This window comes from Sphingomonas sp. P4_G3 (assembly GCF_056401105.1).
This window is the reverse complement of the sequence record NZ_JBFUJZ010000001.1, coordinates 816984-832465: the sequence shown is the minus strand read 5'-3', so window position 1 is coordinate 832465 and position 15482 is coordinate 816984. Positions and strand designations below refer to the sequence as shown.

Sequence of the window (15482 nt, the reverse complement as noted above, 5' to 3'; positions counted from 1 at the left end):
CTATTAGCGAAGACGGACTCGGTCGGGTCAAACCTCATCGATCGACCTCCGATAGTCGAGCAAGGCGCGATAGGCGCGCCTGAGATCGGCCTCCACGGTGCTCAGACTGACCCCCAATTCGCGCGCAATGTCGCGTTGCTGGACGCCGTCGATGCGGTGACGGCGAAAGATCGTCGCGGTGCGCACGCCCAATCCGTCCAGCACCGCCTGTACGCCGGCCAGCGTCTCTCGCGCGACCAGGCTGCGGTCTGGCGGCGGCGCGTCGGAGCGGTCGGGCTGAGTCGGCCCCGCGGCCTCACTCCAATCCTGTTCGCGCCGTTCGGTCTGGCGCCGCGAGCGGAAGCGATCGACCATCAAATTGTTAGCCGCGCGGTAGAGATAGGACAAAGGCTGGGCGACTGGTCCAGCATCCGCGGTCGCAACGCGCACGTAGAGGTCCTGAAGCACGTCCTCCGCTGCGTCCCCCGCGCCGCGCGCAATCAGGAATCGCAACAGCTTCTCCCTGTTCGCGAGGATGACGGCCTGAAGGCCGGAGGGAGGAACGTCGTCCATAGGCGGCGAAAAGGCATGAACCCGAAAGGGAAGCGACGCCCAGTACGGCGTGCGGCGCCGCTTATCCAGCCCCATTGACGGCGGCGGCAACCGATCGATCCGCGATCCGCGGTCGCGACTGCCGGAAGGCAACCATTTGTTACGGCGCCTGGCCGAACAGGCTAGCCGAGGGCAGCACCTCGCTTACGCCCGAATGCCGCGTCACCGCATAGGTGAATCCCGGAAGCAGCGCATAGGCGCCGACCCGGCCATCCCGACCCAAAGCGAGAAAACCGACCTGGAGCCCTTTGATCGCGTCGCCGCGTAACTGCGCGATATGCTTGACCGCTTCCTCGCACGCCGCCTGGGGCGACAGCCCGGCACGCATCGACGCGACGACCCGGGCGGTTCCGGCGATCCGCGTCACTTCCTCGCCCACTCCAGTAGACGCAGCCGCGCCTACTCCCTTTTCGAGAAACAGCCCGCAGCCGGCCTGGGGCGAATCCCCGACCCGCCCGCGCATCTTGAATGCCATCCCCGATGTCGTGCAGGCCGCGGCCATCGCGCCGTCCAGACCGCGCGCCATGATCCCGATCGTGTCGTGGTTGAGCTTCGATCCCGGCGGTCCCGGCAGGCGGTTCTCGATATTGGCGATCGGCCGGTAATTCGCGGTCTTGAGCCATTCGCGCCAGGCCTTCTCGGCGTCGGGCGTAAGCAACTTCGTGCGCTTCATGCCCTGGTCGAGTGCGAAGCGAGTCGCCCCCTCCCCCACCAGCAAGGTATGCGGCGTCTTTTCCATCACCAGCCGTGCGACCGAAATGGCGTGGACGACATCTTCCAGCGCGGCGACCGCACCGACACCGCCGCGATCGTCCATGATGATCGCGTCGAGCGTCACATGGCCGTCGCGATCGGGATAGCCGCCATAACCCACCGAATGATTGGTCGGATCGGCCTCCGGTACCTTGGCTCCCGCCTCGACCGCGTCGAGCACCGAGCCGCCGGCCTTGAGGCGCGCGAGCGCGGCCTCGTTCGCTGCTTTGCCGAAATCCCAGGTGGAAAGGACGGCGACCGGATCGGTCTCGGCCGCTTCAGCCGTGGCCGCCGTGAACACGGCGGCCGCGCCGATTGCCAATGCCCCGCGCCGTGAAATGCCGTCGTTCATGCACTACTCCCTTTTTCCGCTAGCATTGTGCGCAACCGTTGCACGATGGACTGATCGGTCGCACGTCGCGGCCCCGTTGCAAAGCCGAGCCGCAACGTGGCGGCATCGGGTTCGGCACCAGGACGACTCGCCGATCCATGGACTTCGCGCACGCCGGTACCGGCGATGATCCGCGCGACCGTATCGGGCGTGACGCCCGATCCCGCGATGATCGATAGCCGCTCCCCGGCTGCCGCGACCATCGCCGCAAGCGTCGTCATGCCTTCGACCGCGGTCGGCGCGCCGCCCGAACTCAAGATCTTATCATAACCTAGCGCGATCGCCTCGCTCACAGCCGCAACGGGATCGGGGACAAGATCGATCGCGCGGTGCAGGACGATCGTCGCATCCCAAGCGGCGTCACGAAAACGCTCCAGCGCTTCTCGGTCGAGCTCGCCGTCGGGACGCAACGCACCGACGACAACACCGGCCGCGCCGCCGGCGACCGCCCGGCCGATCTCCTCGACCATCAATGCCACATCGTCGTCGCTATAAACGAAGCCGCCCGCGCGCGGACGAATCATCATGTGGATCGGACAGCCAGTCCCCAACGCGTGATCGAGCAGGGCGGCGGACGGCGTCAGGCCGCCCAGTTCGAGTGCCGAGCAAAGCTCGATGCGATCCGCACCACCGGCGACCGCTGCATCGACCCCGGCCGCATCATCGACACAGATTTCCAGGATAGCGCTCACAGACTCATTCCTAAGCGGCTTCACCGCATCTTGCCAGCGTGGCGCACGCGCGCGCGCCTTGTGACGTGGTGCTGGCGAAAGAGACATTCGACCGCCTCTTAGCGAGCGAGCAGTGCGACAGCCAGTGAACCTTTCAGTGCGTTCGCGCGATTCAGCCGGCGATGGATACGACCGTGGCTGCTTCCAAGGACGTGACCGACGCAAAGCCGGTGGCGGGCTTTTTTGGCAGTCGGACCTGGCGGACCATTCGCAACCTCCTGGTCGGCGTGCTCGCGACGCTCTTCATTATCTGGTTGGTCCTGTTCATCACCAAGGGTCGATTTTTGAAACAGCCGTTCGAGAGCGTCACGACCCGCATGGCGGGTCGCGCCGTAAAAATAGAAGGCGACTTCCAGCTCTATTTCGCGCCGATGAAAATCAAATTCTACGCGGAAGGGTTGAGCATCGCCAATCCGAAATGGGCGACCAAGCCCAATCTGTTTCAGGCGCAAAAGATCGATATGCGTGTTTCGCCGTTGAGCCTGATCTTCGGCAAGCGCCGCATCTACCGGCTCGACCTGACCGGCGGTTCGGCCGACCTCGAATGGAATACCGGGCACACCGCCAACACCTGGACGTTTGCCGACACGGGCGGCAAGCCGTTCGAACTGCCGCGGATCGATCTCGCGACGGTGGTGGGCACGAAGGTGCGGTATGTCGATCCGCGGATGCGGCTGCTCGCCGACCTGGGGATCGATCCGATTGCCGCCACCAACAAGCAGATCGGAAAGGCGGTCGAGCTGCACGGGACCGGACAAATTCGCGACACGCCGTTTCGTCTTGTCGCGCAAATGATGTCGCCCGACGCGACGCTCGATCGCGGCGAGAACAAGCTGGTCGCGCGTGCCTGGGCCGCAGGCAATGTAATCGACGTGGCGGGGACGCTGCCGTCGGCGACCGACATCGAGGACGTGCCATTGCGCACCCGCGCGCGGGGCCGCAACTTGGCCGAGCTACTCGGCATTATCGGAGTGGTGCTGCCCAATACTCGCGATTATGCGTTGCGCGCGCAGCTGGTGAAGGACGGTTCTGAATATCGCTTCACGCACATGGCCGGCCGGTTCGGCGACAGCGACCTCGCCGGGCGGCTGACGATCGTCAATGACGAACGGCTGCGGCTCGATTCGGTATTGGCCACGCGCGAGCTCGACATCGTCGATGCCGCTCCCTTCATCGGCTACAATCCCGATATCGTCGCAGCCAAGGGCGCAGTCGCCGCTGCCGCGGCAACCGGAGCCGCGCCGCAACGCGTGCTGCCCGACGCCGCGCTGCCGGTCACGGGGTTGCAGCGTTTCGACGCCGGGCTGCGCTGGACGATCCAGGATATCAAGTCGCGCAACGTGCCGATCTCCCATGTCGACCTGACGCTGGCACTCGATCGCGGACGGCTGGCGCTGTCGCCGTTGAGCTTCGCGATGGCGCGGGGCAGCGTCGCATCGGACCTGATTTTCGATACGCGATCGCGGCCGGCGCTCGACACTTACGACATTCGTCTATCGCCCACACCGATGGGCCGACTGCTCGCCGGTTATGGTGTCGACGAGTCGGGCACGAGCGGTACGATAAAGGGCCGCATTCAATTGAAGGGGCGCGGCGACACGATCCACGATTCGCTCGCCACCGCGAGTGGTCGTGTCGCATTCATCATGCCGAGTGGCAGCTTCTGGACGCGCAACGCCCAGCTGTCGGAACTAGACATCGGCACGTTCATTCAAAAGATGTTCGAGCATAAACTGAAGGAGCCGGTGCAGATCAATTGCGGGCTCATCGCGTTCACCGTGCGCGATGGGGTTGCCGCCGCCGACCCGATCATCATCGACACGAAGAAGAATGTCATCCTCGGCCGTGGCGGGCTGAGCTTCAAGAATGAGAGCCTCGACCTCGCCTTTCGCGCCGACGGCAAGCAATTTTCCTTGTTCTCGGCTCAGTCGCCGGTCGGGCTCAACGGCTATTTCGCCAAGCCGAGCATACAGGTGATCAGCCCGGAGTTGCTCGCTCGCGCCGGCGGAGGCGTAGGATTGGGCGCCGTCGCCAGTCCGCTCGCCGCCATTCTCGCTTTTATCGACGTCGGCGACGCGAAAAGCGCCGCGTGCGGGCCGATCCTGGCCGGCGCTCACGCCCAGGCGATGCGGACCACGAAGGGCAAGCCGCGCGACGACGTCGGCAACGGCACCACCGCCAAATCGGAGAGCGGCAAAGAGTCGGCCGCGGATCGCAAGAAACAAAAGAAGAAATTTCTCGGGATCTTCTGAATGCGAACACACCGGCGCCGATAGAAAGAGACTTGAGGCGGTGCGCGGCCTTTCCGGACGCCGCCGCAGACCGCCGGTCGACGGTCGCGACCGCCGCGACTTTACCCCTTTGCGTCGAATTTGACGGGTCGATCGTTCACGCATGCGTGGAAGCTGTGCCGGAGGAGAGAGGCATGAATGGCGACGTGAACGCGGATGGCGAAGACACGCATGCAGAGCGTGCCGAGGTGCATTTCCTGGCCGCGCTGGCCGACGAATTGATGCGCGGGCTGCTGCTGGCCGGCGTCTTATCGCAAGCGCAGTTGAACGAGATCGAAGCGGCGGTCGCTGCGCGCGTGGGATCTCCGCCACGGGCGTGGTGACGCAAACGACCGTCGACGAACTCCCATCGACCGGCTGGGCCGATGACACAATATTACTGCCAGAAGCAGGAGCGTTTCACCCAGCCTCGTTGTTCGTTGATGCGGTGGAGGTGCGCCGCAGATCGAGGTCCTCCGTTGTAATCAACCGACACCCCTCTTTTCAGAAGGAAGTCTTCGGAAAAGACGATCGCCTCCGCCTCCGGATTCGCTGCGCAATCGGGGCTCTGGCTGGAAGCCGGCAAACCAGCCATTTCGTCAAACCAGCGATAGAATCCCGTATCGATGCCGCTCGCTCTCAATATCGCGCCCTGGCGCGCGACATCTTTCGTCAGCCTTCCGCGCCACTCTCGCGACAGCCGATCGCAGTCGACCTGCGGGTTCGCGGCCAACACCTTTTCCTTATCCCGATCCAATCTGTCAGCGAGGGAGAGGGACGCACCGCCGTGAAAACGCGACCACGGCACCTTTCAAGATGCCCTGCATTTTTTGAGATTCTATCATTTGCAGGGTAATCGCTCGAGCGTCAGTTCCCGATACGGTCAGGCTTCTTCCACCAGGACAGCGTGTGAACATCATGCGACGTCGTCCACACGCCCTTCCGCGTATATCGCAGGGCGCCGCTGCCGGTTTCCTTTCCGACCCGCGCGCGAATGGTCAGCGTTACGGGATCGATCACCACGAACGTCTGGCTGGCGGTCGTGCGCAGCCAGATCTTGCCGCCACCCGCGTCGATATCTCCATATTTCAGGGTCTCGTCGACCTTGACGCGACCGGAGACATCGCCGGTTTCGGGGTCGATCCGGGCCAATGTCCCGTCCCCCTGTTCCTGAACCCAGACCGCGCCCTCGCCCGCGACGAGGAAGCCGGGCTCCCGGCCCAGCACGGTTCGGTGGACGACAGCATTGGTCTGCGGGTCGATCTTCTGGAGGCTCTGCTGGTCGGCGCTCACGGCCCATAAAGATCCGAGACCGAATGCCAGATAATAGGTGCTGGGATCGACCGGGATCGAGGCCGTCACCTTGTTGCTGGCCGGGTCGACGCGGACGATAACGCCCTTGTCGTCGCTCGCTACCCAGATCGATCCCGCTCCGGCCACGACGTTCAGTTCGCCCTTGGGATTGGCGATACCCGTCGCGATCACGGCTGATTTCTCGGCCGTCTTGAGGTCGATCCGGTTGAGAGTGCGGTCCTGACAGTCGGCGACCCACAAGGAGCCGAACGCGACCGCCATCGCGCCGCAGGGGTGCGGCATGGTGACTTCCGCGAGCTTGCGCTTCTTCGACCAACGCTCGACCCGGCCCTTGTTGGTAGCCCAGACCGACGAGCCGTCGACCGCCAGGAAATCGGCGAACCCGGGAACGGTGAGCACCCGCTCTTCCTGGGCGAAAGCGGCGGAGGCGGACGCCAGCGCAAGACCTCCCGCGATCGCCATGACCATTCGGCCCCTGTTCAAACATGCATGCAGGATCACGAAGAAACGCCTCTCGATCGATATCAAACAGGAACGGACGGCAGCCTAAGCGTAATTCCGTTTCGCCTTGATCTTGTCGATCAGCGGCCGGAACGGGAAGATCATCTGCTCCACGATCGACAGGCGCCGACGGTCGTCCTGGCCGACCAGTTCGGATTCGCCGTGGCGATAGGTGCGGAACACGCGATCGATCAGGATCAGCGAGTTCGCATAATTGCAGCGCGTGTCCTCATAGGCCACCGAATGGTGCAGGCTGTGGTTCTGGATGGTCGTGAAGAAGAACCCATACCAGCGCGGCGGATCACAGCGCGTATTGGCATGCGCAAACGTCGACACCACGGAGAGGACGTTGAAGGCGCAGAGTTCGGCAGCCAATGGCAGGTCGAACAGCGCCACCACGCTGAGGCTGATCAGGAAGAGCTCGATGGGATTGCCGACCGCGCCCTTCATGGCATTCAACTGGGTGATGTGATGGTGCGGCGCATGCGTCAGCCAGAAGGGCCCGTAATTGTGCATCAGCCGATGCATCCAATATTGGCCGAACTCGATCAGGAAGATGACCAGCGCGACCTGGACGACAAAGGGCAGATGCATGGCCCATTGCGTCGTGATGCCCAGTGAATGCTTGGCGGCCTTCAGCGGCTCCTCGGCCAGCTTGGTGGTAGCCCAGGATATCGCGGTCGCGCCCAGGACCATGTAGAAAAGGTCGGTGAAGAACTCCTTCTTCGTCAACCGCCAGCTGGCATGCCGTTCATTGATCCACTCGAGCCCCAGCACCAGCAATGTTGTGAGGGACGTGGCGATGGTGAGCGCCCAGGCGTTTGTGATCCAGGCTTTAGGTCCGAGCATCCAGAAAAGCACGATCGCCACGACCATCGCTGGTTGCACGTAGCTGAACAGGATCTTCTTCATAGCTCTTCGCTCCGGTAGGTCGGCGAAAGGAGGTCTTCGGGTCTCGCGGGCATCCGGTCCGATGGCCCGCAAGTGTTCACGATCAGCCATGCCTGCCCTGCATGCCCGCACGGTAAGATGATGGCCTCGACGCCGCAGGTGGCCGAATGACGTAGGCTCGCGCCTGCGGCGACGGCGCCAGCCTGGTCCTTACCGGCGCCGTCGGCTTGCTGTGGAGAGGCACAGTCTGGCCCCTCTCGCTCAATAATGAATACGCAAATCGACGCCGACGCGACGGGGCGTCAGCACGCCGAGGGCGTAATAGCGCTCGACCACATCGGTGCGGACCTGATTGTAGGACGAGACGTCATTGCTGATCGCGGTCACCGCATATTTGTCGAAGATATTGTCCGCGAACAGACCCACCTCGAAGCGCTTGCTGATGTAATTCACCGTCAGGCTATGAGTGACGTAGCTCGGGATTTTCTCGCCGTTGCCGCGAAGCCCGACGCGCGAATAGATATCGCCGCGATAGATGGTGGCCCAGGTCGCCTCGACCTTGCGCCCGTCGCCGAGCGGATAGGTGTAGGTAAGCTGGGCGCTGCCCGAATTCTTGGCCGATCCGGGCAGCCTGTCTCCCGAGAAGGCGTCGTAGCGGACGCCTTGGCTGACCACGAGCCCAGAGACGTCTTCGGTCAGGTGCGCATCGACATAGGAATAAGTGGCGATCAGGTTGAGGTTCGGGGTGATCTTGAGCGCGCCCTGGACATCGAAGCCCTGGGAGATGGCGTTGGCGCCATTCACCGTGATCCCGATCGCGCCGTTCACCGTCTGGCTCGGCACCTGCACACCTTTCCAGTCGATACGATAGCCATCGAGCGTCAGCTGGAGCCGCTTGTCGAACAGGCTGGCGCGCACGCCGAGCTCGATGTTGCGCGTCTTGTCCGGCCCATAGACCAGCTCATTGGGCAAAGCGCATAGATTCTGGCCTGGCGGCAGCGGCAGGATGCAGGGCACCACCCGGTTGACGCCGCCGATGCGATAGCCGGTCGAATAAGTGAAATAGGCCAGCAGATCGTCGCTGAACTTGTACGAGGTGTTCGCCTTCCAGACGATGCCGTCCTTGCCAGTCGATCCGGTTCGGATCCGCTTCGGGAGGATCGTCGTCGAAGGATAAGGATCAACGCCGCTGCCGAGAAGCGGCAAGGCCGACCCGCCGGCGACATCCGAATCATATTTGAAGTAGCGAATCCCGCCTGTCACTTGCCACTTCTTGGTCACGTGCAGCGTGAGCTCGCCATAAACCGCCTTCTCGATGTCCTTGCTGTTCACCTGCGAGATATACTCGAGATTGTCTGGACGATTGACGCCCCAATATCCGGACCATTGCGCGAAACCGGGCGTGTATTCGTGCCGGTGGGACTCAAATTCCAGGCGGTTGTAGAACCCACCGATGACCCAGTTTATCGGGCCGCCATGGGTCGAGACGAGCCGCACTTCCTGATCGAACTGCTTATATTCCCGTTCGTTGTTCGCGTAGGACGAAAACTGCGGGAATGCTTCGTAACCGTAGTTCAGATCGAGCAGGAGATCGGTATTGTCGTCCGTGTTGCGGATGTGCTGCTTCGTATAGGCTGTCGTGCTGACAAGCTGCGCGACATTGAAGAGATTGATGTAGACCTCGGCCGAGAAGAGGTCCGACTTGCGCACGAACGGCTCGAGATAGCGCCAAGGGCCCTCATATTTCCCCGTTCCGAGCACACCGGCGCCGTTGGCCTGGCGCCCGCCGGTCTTGGTGCTCTGATGGGCATAGGTGAAATAGGCCCTGATATTGGGATTATATTCGAGCAGCAGTTGGTTGCGCGTGGTGAACGTGCGCTCATAGTTCACATCTTCGGCGCGCTTGAAATTGGCCGCATAGTCCGCCGTGCCGCCAAGGGAACCGGTCGATCCGCCCGACGCACGAACCGGCTGGGGATCGGAGACGCCCGGTTGCTGCAGCAGATAATTGTAATCGATGAAGCCGGCATTGCTGTAATAACCGGTCGAGGTCCGGAACGCGACATGGTCCTTCAGGATCGGGACGTTGACGGCGATATCGCCGCTGCCGCCGAAATCATCCGAATGCGATTCGGCATAGCCGCGGCCATGCAGGTCGACCGAGAAGCGATCCGTATCGGGCCGATTGGGAATATAGCGCACCGCGCCCGCGAGCGTGCCGAGGCCATAGAGCGTGCCTTGCGGCCCTTGCAGGACTTCCACCCGGCTGATGTCGATCAGCTTGAAGTCCAGATAGAGCGGAACCTCGCCGAGATAGACGCCGACCGCATTGTTGGAATTGGCGCCATCGACGCTGGTGTCGCCGGAGGCAATGCCGCGCAGGATGATCTGGCCCGTCGAGGCTGGGCCGGTATCCGCTATCGTGACGCCAGGCGTGAAGTTGCCGAGCGCGCGGATGTCGTCGAGCCGTTGGTTCTCGATTGTCGCGCCGGATACCGCGCTGATGTTGATCGGGGCATCCTGGAGTGTGGTCCGCCGGCGGCTGCCCGTGACCACGATCTCGTTCGGCGTGTCGGGAGTGGAACCGGAAGAAGCATCCTGCCCCGAGGCGGGCGCTTCCTGCGCCAGCGCAGGCGTGCCCGCAACGCTCACGAGCGCGGTTGCGCAAAGCAAACCCGTGCGAGAAAGTCGTCCCATCTTCTACCCCCCTTTGGGTTTTATGTGATCCCGAGCGCCTCCTCTCACACCCTCTCCGCGCGTCGACTTCTCCGAGTCTTCGCGTATTACGAATCAGCTAAACGATAATAACATTCCTGTGACATGGGGTGTTTGACGTAAGCCGATCCGCAAGGCGTACGCCCTACGTCAAACTGCCCATGTTGCGGCGCAGCAAGGGGCCGTATCCGGGCGTGATGGTTGCTCCCGCTCGGGCTCGGCCCGTATCAAGGCCCGCATCGCGGCCCCTCTGCTTCTTCCTGGGCCTCGCCATGAGTGCGACTCCGGGGACCGCAATCGCCGCACCAAAGGCTCGCCTGGTCCATTGCGGCGATGCGACCTGCCTCCGCATCTCCGGCCGTCGTCCCCATGCCGCGGTGGCGGTCCGGGTCTCGGGCCATCCCCTGGTAGTCGAGGGCAACCGCTCCTGGCGCGCGACAATGCCGCTGGCGACGGCACGCGACTGGGCAAGCGCCCATGACGGCACGCTGATGGTGACCCTGGCCGACGCACGGACCGGCGACGAAAGCACCGAAGTTGTCACGCCGCCACCGGGTGCGCTCGGCAAGCGGATCGAACTCGCCACGTTGATAGTGAGCGCATACTGATCTTCTATTTAGTAATACTCGTCATTATACTTGAAATAACTGTCGGCCGGCACTAATTGACCGACACCTGATCGCCGAAGAGCGCCGGGCAGAACAGACGCAGGAGATGATGATGAAGATCGGCATTGCGGCGCTCGCCGCGCTCATGGTTGCCGCGCCGGCCTTTGCGGCGCCCCGTGACAATCCCTTTTCGGCGGATAGCGCAGTGCTCGATTTGCGTGGGCTCGATCTCGCCAGCGTCGAAGGCCAGCAACGTCTCGCGATCCGGATGGACAAGGTGGCAAATATTGTTTGCGGCGAAGGGATGAGCTCCATCCATCTCGCCCTCGGCGCCCAGGCGCGTGCCTGCCACGCGGACGTGATCGCCGACATTCGCTCGCGTATCACCGCCGCGACGGCGGTCACCAGCATTGCCAAGGCAGATCAGCTAGCGATGCGCTGAGGCAATCCCGGCCAAATCGGGCGCGGCGCCTGGTGGCAGGCGCCAGCCCGATCGCCGGCGAACGGATCAGTCGATGGCGATCCCTTGCGCCTCCAGCCAGGCGCGCGCGGGCGCCAGCGCGGCAGCATGTTGCCGCCACCGCGCCACCGAATCCCGATAGATCGGACGACGGACCTGCGCGGCGCTCGGTGTCGACACCGCACCGGAATGGGCGTGAAAATTCAGGCATTGGTCGGACCAGTCGAGCCCGCAATGGGCCAATAGCCGGCGAGTCTCCCCTTCCTGATCCTCGACCAGCGCTTCGTAGCTGAGCTCGAGGATGCGGCCTGGCAAAACCTCGCGCCAGAACGCCATCAGTCGATCGAACCGCGCATAATAAGCGGCGATGTCGAGAAGATCGTAACTATAGTCATAGTAACGCGATCCGATGGCGAACAAATTACGGAAGTTGGCCAGCACGGTATCCATCGGGTTTCGCCGCAGGCAGACGATCGCCGCGTTCGGCAGTGCGCGGGCAGCGATCCCCGCATAGAAGAAATTGCCCGGGAACTTATCGACGAAGCGCCGCGCCGGCATCCGCCGGTGATGCGCCGCGCGGGCCAGATAGTCGCGGCCCATCGCGCCCGTGTCCCCTACCGCCGCCGCCAGGACCGTCTCTGGATCGAGAACGGTGCGGCTGCGCGTTCGCGACGCCGCCTTGACGGCGAGCGGCATGGCCTGAAGTTCGCCGACGCTCTCGACCCCGGGATGCGATGCAAGGATGCGATCGACCAGCGTCGTGCCGGTGCGGGGCATGCCGATCACGAGGATCGGCGCGTCGGTAGCGCCCTCCCCGTCCGGCGCCCGCATGACACGCGGCCACGCCGTTTCGACCGCATCGAAGATCGCGGCGTCGCTCGCGAAATCATAAGCGAGCGCGGCGCGATGCGCGGTGTTGATCGCCACAAGGTGTTCGAGCGCTTCTTCCGCGCGACCGATATCCTCGAGCTCCTTGACCAGCGCATAGCCCGTCAGCAGACGATCGCGTCCCGGCGGGGAGCGACCATGCGCGGTGCGAAGCCGCTCGACATGGTTGCGGGCGGGAGTCTGTTTCCGCAGCCCGGCCAACAGATGATGGGCCCTCGCGTCGTGCGGCGCGCGGCCGAGGATCAGTTCGAGCACCGCTTCGGCTTCGTCGGTCCGGCCGAGGAAGCTTAGCGTGGCCGCGTGATTGTACCGGAACTGGTCGTTTTCCGGCGCGAGATCGACCGCGGCGACGAAATGCGGAAGCGCCGCATGGTGATCGCCCAGGCGCGCGTAGACGCACGCCATTGTGTCGCGCCCGAGGGCATCCGCGGGAGGCGCCGCCTCGGCCGCGCGAAGCGTGGCCGCGGCATCGCCATCACGGCGGACCAGCGCATAGAGACGCGCGAGCTGGGCGCGATATTCACCGTGCGGCGCGATCGCGACCGCCTGTTCGATCTGCCGAATGCCATCCTGCACCCGACCGGTCTCGGCATCGGCGATGCCGAGCAGGAAATAGGCTTCCGCCTGACCGGATGGATCGGCCAGGCGGACCGCCGCCAGGCGGCGCGCGCCGGCGAAATCACCACGCTCGAGCATGGCACGCCCCGCAGCGCTCAGGGGTTCTCCCATCCTCTGCGGCGCTCCGGTCATGACCTATTGCGACAGCGTGCTGACCGCGATTGCGGTGGCGGAAGCACGATTCTCGACGCCCATTTTCTCGAAGACCTGCTCCAGATGCTTGTTCACGGTACGCGGGCTGATGTGCAGGATTTCGCTGATCTCGCGATTCTGCTTGCCGCGGCTGATCCAGACCAGAACCTCTGCCTCGCGCGAGGTCAGGCCATGACGCTCGGCAAGCAGGCGCTCGGCGTCCCCTTCGCGCCGCTCGGTCAGCCGGAACAGCCATTGGTCGGCGCTGCTCTGGCGCAGGAACGTGCATTCCACCGTCGTCTCATCGATCTTGATCGATGCCTGGGCCCCGGGCGGCACGTCGGCTTGCTGGAGATGCCTGACTGTCGCGGCAAGTTGTTCCGGCAAACGGCCGTCGCGCGGCGCCCAGCCGGCGAACAACCGCTCGATCATCGCGGTGGCCAACGGCGTCAGCCAGATGGTCGCGCCGGCATCGTCGATCGCGAAGGACGGTCGCCCGGCGGTGTCGAGCGCGAGCTGGCTGCCCTGTGCGACGCGGGCATTGGCCAGGTGCACCGATACGCGCGCCAGCAATTCGTCGACCACGATCGGCTTGTGGACATAGTCGACCCCGCCCGCCTCCAGCCCGTGCACGACATGCTCGGTCTCGGTCAGCCCGGTCATGAAGATCACCGGCAAATGATGGAAACGGCTGTCCGCCTTGATCCGGCGCGTGGTCTTGAAGCCATCCAGACCGGGCATTACGGCATCCATCAGCACCAGATCGGGCGTGACATGTTCGAGCAGCTCAAGCGCGGCGAGCCCGTCGACCGCAATCAATACGGTCATGCCGGCCTGTTCGAGCGTCGCGGTCAGAAAGCGCAGCGATTCGGGCGTGTCGTCGACGACAAGGATGGTCGCGCGCGTTCCGCTTCCCGGACTAGTCGCCATTGCCGAGCCTCCGGGCAAGCCCGCGCAGATCGAAATCGTCCAGATGTCGTCGCATCTCGGCAACCGCCTCGGCGCTGTCCGGCACCTCGGCTTCCAGGTCGGTCAGGAGCGTTTCGATCGCGCGAACATGGCCAGTTTTGACGTGGCGCCGCAGGGTCACGAGATAGGGCTCCGCCGCCGGGGGAAGCGAGCCGATCGATCGACTCGCCTCGCGCCCGGCCTGGCGGTCGCCGGCAGCGATCCAATCGATCCCGAGCTGCCGACCGATCATATCCAGCAGCGCATCGAGAGCGACCGGTTTGGACAGGAAGGCGTCGTGATGGCTCTGGCCATCGCCGCCAGCACGATATTCATGGGCGTTGGCCGAAACCATGACGATCCGCAGCGCCTCGCCAAAAGTCGCGCGCAACTGCGCCGCGATGTCCCATCCGCTGCAGCCCGGCATCTGGATGTCGAGCAACACCAGATCCGGCGTGCAACGCTCGGCCAGAGCCAGTCCCTCGGCTCCTCCGGTCGCCGCGAAGACGACGAAGTCCAGCGGGCGCAGCAAATGCTGCACGACGGTGAGTTGGGAGGGATTATCGTCAATGACCAGGATCGTCTTGCGATCTCCATTATAGCCGGTCACGCGATCATACGCCGGCGCGCCCGTCGGCGCGACCATCGGTTCGGGCAATAATAATTGGAGTCGAAAGCTGCTGCCGCGGCCGACTTCGCTCGTCACCGTCACTTCCCCGCCGAGGATCCTCGCGAGCACACGGGTAATGGCGAGGCCGAGGCCGATCCCCGGCTGCATCGCCGCGTCGAGCGACCCGCCGCGCTCGAACGGCTCGAAAATCCTGTCGAGATCCTCGGGCGCGATTCCGATGCCGGTGTCGGTGACATCGACCTGCGCCATTTGACTGCGATACCGAATCGTCAGCGTCGCGCCGCCCTTGTCGGTATATTTGATGGCGTTGGACAGCAGGTTGATGAGGATCTGCCGCAGCCGTTTCTCGTCGGTGCGGACGAACGGCGGCAACCGGCCTTCGACTTCATAGTCGAGCGTAAGTCCCTTGGCCGCCGCCTGCATCCGGAACATGTCGACGACATGATCGAGCAGCGCGGGCAGGCGAACGACATCCTGCCGCAGCTTGAGCAGACCGCTCTCGATCCGCGAAATGTCCAGCAGACCTTCGACGAGGTTGGTGAGATGCTCCGCGGAGCGTCGGATTACGCTGCCTGCTTCAACTGGCGGGATGCCGTCTTCGCGCTCGAGCAACTGGGCATAGCCATAGATGGCATTGAGCGGCGAACGGATTTCGTGACTTACCGCGACGAGGTAGCGGGTCTTGGCGGCATTGGCGGCCTCCGCGGCCTCCTTCGCGCGCGCGAGTTCGTCATGCGTCAGCCGATGGGCGGCGATCTCGTCCTGCAGAATCTGCGTCTGCCGCAGACGCTCCTGCCGCGCGTTGCTGCGCGCCTTGCGCGCCAGGATGAACACTGTCCCGATCAGACCGGCGACGACCACCGCCGCACTCAATATCATCCCTCGGAACGCGTTCGTCATCGTGCCGCCTATACCCAGCGCCGTCGCCGTTGGGCTCTCGACTGGATATCGAGAGCCGGCCGGCCCGCAAGGCCCTCTGGGATAGTGGATAAATGACGCATTGCAGCATAGCAAAATGAGGTGACACGTCCCATGGACTC

The 15482-nt window shown here is 63.8% G+C and carries 14 protein-coding genes; 4 read left to right on the top strand and 10 right to left on the bottom strand.

Annotation, left to right across the window (positions count from 1 at the left end; genetic code table 11):
* Positions 1-27 precede the first annotated feature (27 nt).
* The 3 genes from AC1DQQ_RS03950 to AC1DQQ_RS03940 all read right to left on the bottom strand — a co-directional run bounded on the left by AC1DQQ_RS03950 (position 28) and on the right by AC1DQQ_RS03940 (position 2427).
* Positions 28-552 carry an RNA polymerase sigma factor gene (locus AC1DQQ_RS03950; protein WP_478040519.1) on the bottom strand — a complete coding sequence of 175 codons (525 nt, stop codon included), beginning with the start codon at positions 550-552 and terminating at the stop codon, positions 28-30.
* A 139-nt stretch (positions 553-691) separates the two neighbouring features.
* Entirely contained in the window at positions 692-1696 is a 1005-nt protein-coding gene (locus AC1DQQ_RS03945) for a glycosylasparaginase (RefSeq protein WP_478040518.1), read from the bottom strand.
* A complete protein-coding gene (locus tag AC1DQQ_RS03940) occupies positions 1693-2427 on the bottom strand; it encodes a copper homeostasis protein CutC (protein ID WP_478040517.1) in 735 nt (244 codons plus the stop codon). The genes AC1DQQ_RS03945 and AC1DQQ_RS03940 overlap by 4 nt, the downstream gene beginning before the upstream one ends.
* A gap of 161 nt (positions 2428-2588) precedes the next feature.
* On the opposite strand from AC1DQQ_RS03940, the gene AC1DQQ_RS03935 reads away from it, so the two are divergent.
* The gene (locus AC1DQQ_RS03935) at positions 2589-4718 is read left to right on the top strand and encodes an AsmA family protein (RefSeq protein ID WP_478044276.1); all 2130 of its coding nucleotides are present in this window, start codon (positions 2589-2591) and stop codon (positions 4716-4718) included.
* Between the two features lie 173 nt (positions 4719-4891).
* Positions 4892-5080 carry a hypothetical protein gene (locus tag AC1DQQ_RS03930; RefSeq protein ID WP_478040515.1) on the top strand — a complete coding sequence of 63 codons (189 nt, stop codon included), beginning with the start codon at positions 4892-4894 and terminating at the stop codon, positions 5078-5080.
* A gap of 53 nt (positions 5081-5133) precedes the next feature.
* Here AC1DQQ_RS03930 and AC1DQQ_RS03925 read toward each other — a convergent pair whose 3' ends face one another.
* The 4 genes from AC1DQQ_RS03925 to AC1DQQ_RS03910 all read right to left on the bottom strand — a co-directional run bounded on the left by AC1DQQ_RS03925 (position 5134) and on the right by AC1DQQ_RS03910 (position 10139).
* Positions 5134-5469, bottom strand: coding sequence for a hypothetical protein (locus AC1DQQ_RS03925; protein WP_478044275.1), 336 nt, complete (start codon positions 5467-5469; stop codon positions 5134-5136).
* A 134-nt stretch (positions 5470-5603) separates the two neighbouring features.
* Positions 5604-6512 carry a Vgb family protein gene (locus AC1DQQ_RS03920; RefSeq protein ID WP_478040513.1) on the bottom strand — a complete coding sequence of 303 codons (909 nt, stop codon included), beginning with the start codon at positions 6510-6512 and terminating at the stop codon, positions 5604-5606.
* An 84-nt stretch (positions 6513-6596) separates the two neighbouring features.
* On the bottom strand, positions 6597-7463 hold the full coding sequence (locus AC1DQQ_RS03915; protein ID WP_478040512.1) for a sterol desaturase family protein: 867 nt from the start codon (positions 7461-7463) through the stop codon (positions 6597-6599).
* 240 nt (positions 7464-7703) lie between these two features.
* The gene (locus tag AC1DQQ_RS03910; protein ID WP_478040511.1) at positions 7704-10139 is read right to left on the bottom strand and encodes a TonB-dependent receptor; all 2436 of its coding nucleotides are present in this window, start codon (positions 10137-10139) and stop codon (positions 7704-7706) included.
* Positions 10140-10429: 290 nt separating this feature from the next.
* Here AC1DQQ_RS03910 and AC1DQQ_RS03905 point away from each other — a divergent pair, with 290 nt between their 5' ends.
* Positions 10430-10765, top strand: coding sequence for a hypothetical protein (locus AC1DQQ_RS03905; protein WP_478040510.1), 336 nt, complete (start codon positions 10430-10432; stop codon positions 10763-10765).
* A gap of 112 nt (positions 10766-10877) precedes the next feature.
* Positions 10878-11207, top strand: coding sequence for a UrcA family protein (locus tag AC1DQQ_RS03900; protein WP_478040509.1), 330 nt, complete (start codon positions 10878-10880; stop codon positions 11205-11207).
* 66 nt (positions 11208-11273) lie between these two features.
* Here the strand turns inward: AC1DQQ_RS03900 and AC1DQQ_RS03895 are convergent, their stop codons facing one another.
* From AC1DQQ_RS03895 to AC1DQQ_RS03885, 3 genes are read right to left on the bottom strand one after another with little or no spacing between them, the layout of a single operon-like run.
* Positions 11274-12809: a tetratricopeptide repeat-containing sulfotransferase family protein gene (locus AC1DQQ_RS03895; protein ID WP_478040508.1), complete on the bottom strand. Its 1536-nt coding sequence runs from the start codon at positions 12807-12809 to the stop codon at positions 11274-11276.
* A 57-nt stretch (positions 12810-12866) separates the two neighbouring features.
* Positions 12867-13793, bottom strand: a complete 927-nt coding sequence (locus AC1DQQ_RS03890) for a response regulator (protein WP_478040507.1) — start codon at positions 13791-13793, stop codon at positions 12867-12869.
* Positions 13783-15342, bottom strand: a complete 1560-nt coding sequence (locus AC1DQQ_RS03885; RefSeq protein WP_478044274.1) for an ATP-binding response regulator — start codon at positions 15340-15342, stop codon at positions 13783-13785. The genes AC1DQQ_RS03890 and AC1DQQ_RS03885 overlap by 11 nt, the downstream gene beginning before the upstream one ends.
* Positions 15343-15482 lie beyond the last annotated feature (140 nt).

What these genes read in the sequence shown, in the direction of transcription:
- AC1DQQ_RS03900 (WP_478040509.1), top strand. Translation starts at nt 10,878, where the DNA reads ATGAAGATCGGCATTGCGGCGCTCGCCGCGCTCATGGTTGCCGCGCCG.
- AC1DQQ_RS03920 (WP_478040513.1), bottom strand. Translation starts at nt 6,512, where the DNA reads ATGGCGATCGCGGGAGGTCTTGCGCTGGCGTCCGCCTCCGCCGCTTTC.
- AC1DQQ_RS03930 (WP_478040515.1), top strand. Translation starts at nt 4,892, where the DNA reads ATGAATGGCGACGTGAACGCGGATGGCGAAGACACGCATGCAGAGCGT.
- AC1DQQ_RS03905 (WP_478040510.1), top strand. Translation starts at nt 10,430, where the DNA reads ATGAGTGCGACTCCGGGGACCGCAATCGCCGCACCAAAGGCTCGCCTG.
- AC1DQQ_RS03885 (WP_478044274.1), bottom strand. Translation starts at nt 15,342, where the DNA reads ATGACGAACGCGTTCCGAGGGATGATATTGAGTGCGGCGGTGGTCGTC.
- AC1DQQ_RS03915 (WP_478040512.1), bottom strand. Translation starts at nt 7,463, where the DNA reads ATGAAGAAGATCCTGTTCAGCTACGTGCAACCAGCGATGGTCGTGGCG.
- AC1DQQ_RS03950 (WP_478040519.1), bottom strand. Translation starts at nt 552, where the DNA reads ATGGACGACGTTCCTCCCTCCGGCCTTCAGGCCGTCATCCTCGCGAAC.
- AC1DQQ_RS03935 (WP_478044276.1), top strand. Translation starts at nt 2,589, where the DNA reads ATGGATACGACCGTGGCTGCTTCCAAGGACGTGACCGACGCAAAGCCG.
- AC1DQQ_RS03895 (WP_478040508.1), bottom strand. Translation starts at nt 12,809, where the DNA reads ATGCTCGAGCGTGGTGATTTCGCCGGCGCGCGCCGCCTGGCGGCGGTC.
- AC1DQQ_RS03890 (WP_478040507.1), bottom strand. Translation starts at nt 13,793, where the DNA reads ATGGCGACTAGTCCGGGAAGCGGAACGCGCGCGACCATCCTTGTCGTC.
- AC1DQQ_RS03945 (WP_478040518.1), bottom strand. Translation starts at nt 1,696, where the DNA reads ATGAACGACGGCATTTCACGGCGCGGGGCATTGGCAATCGGCGCGGCC.
- AC1DQQ_RS03910 (WP_478040511.1), bottom strand. Translation starts at nt 10,139, where the DNA reads ATGGGACGACTTTCTCGCACGGGTTTGCTTTGCGCAACCGCGCTCGTG.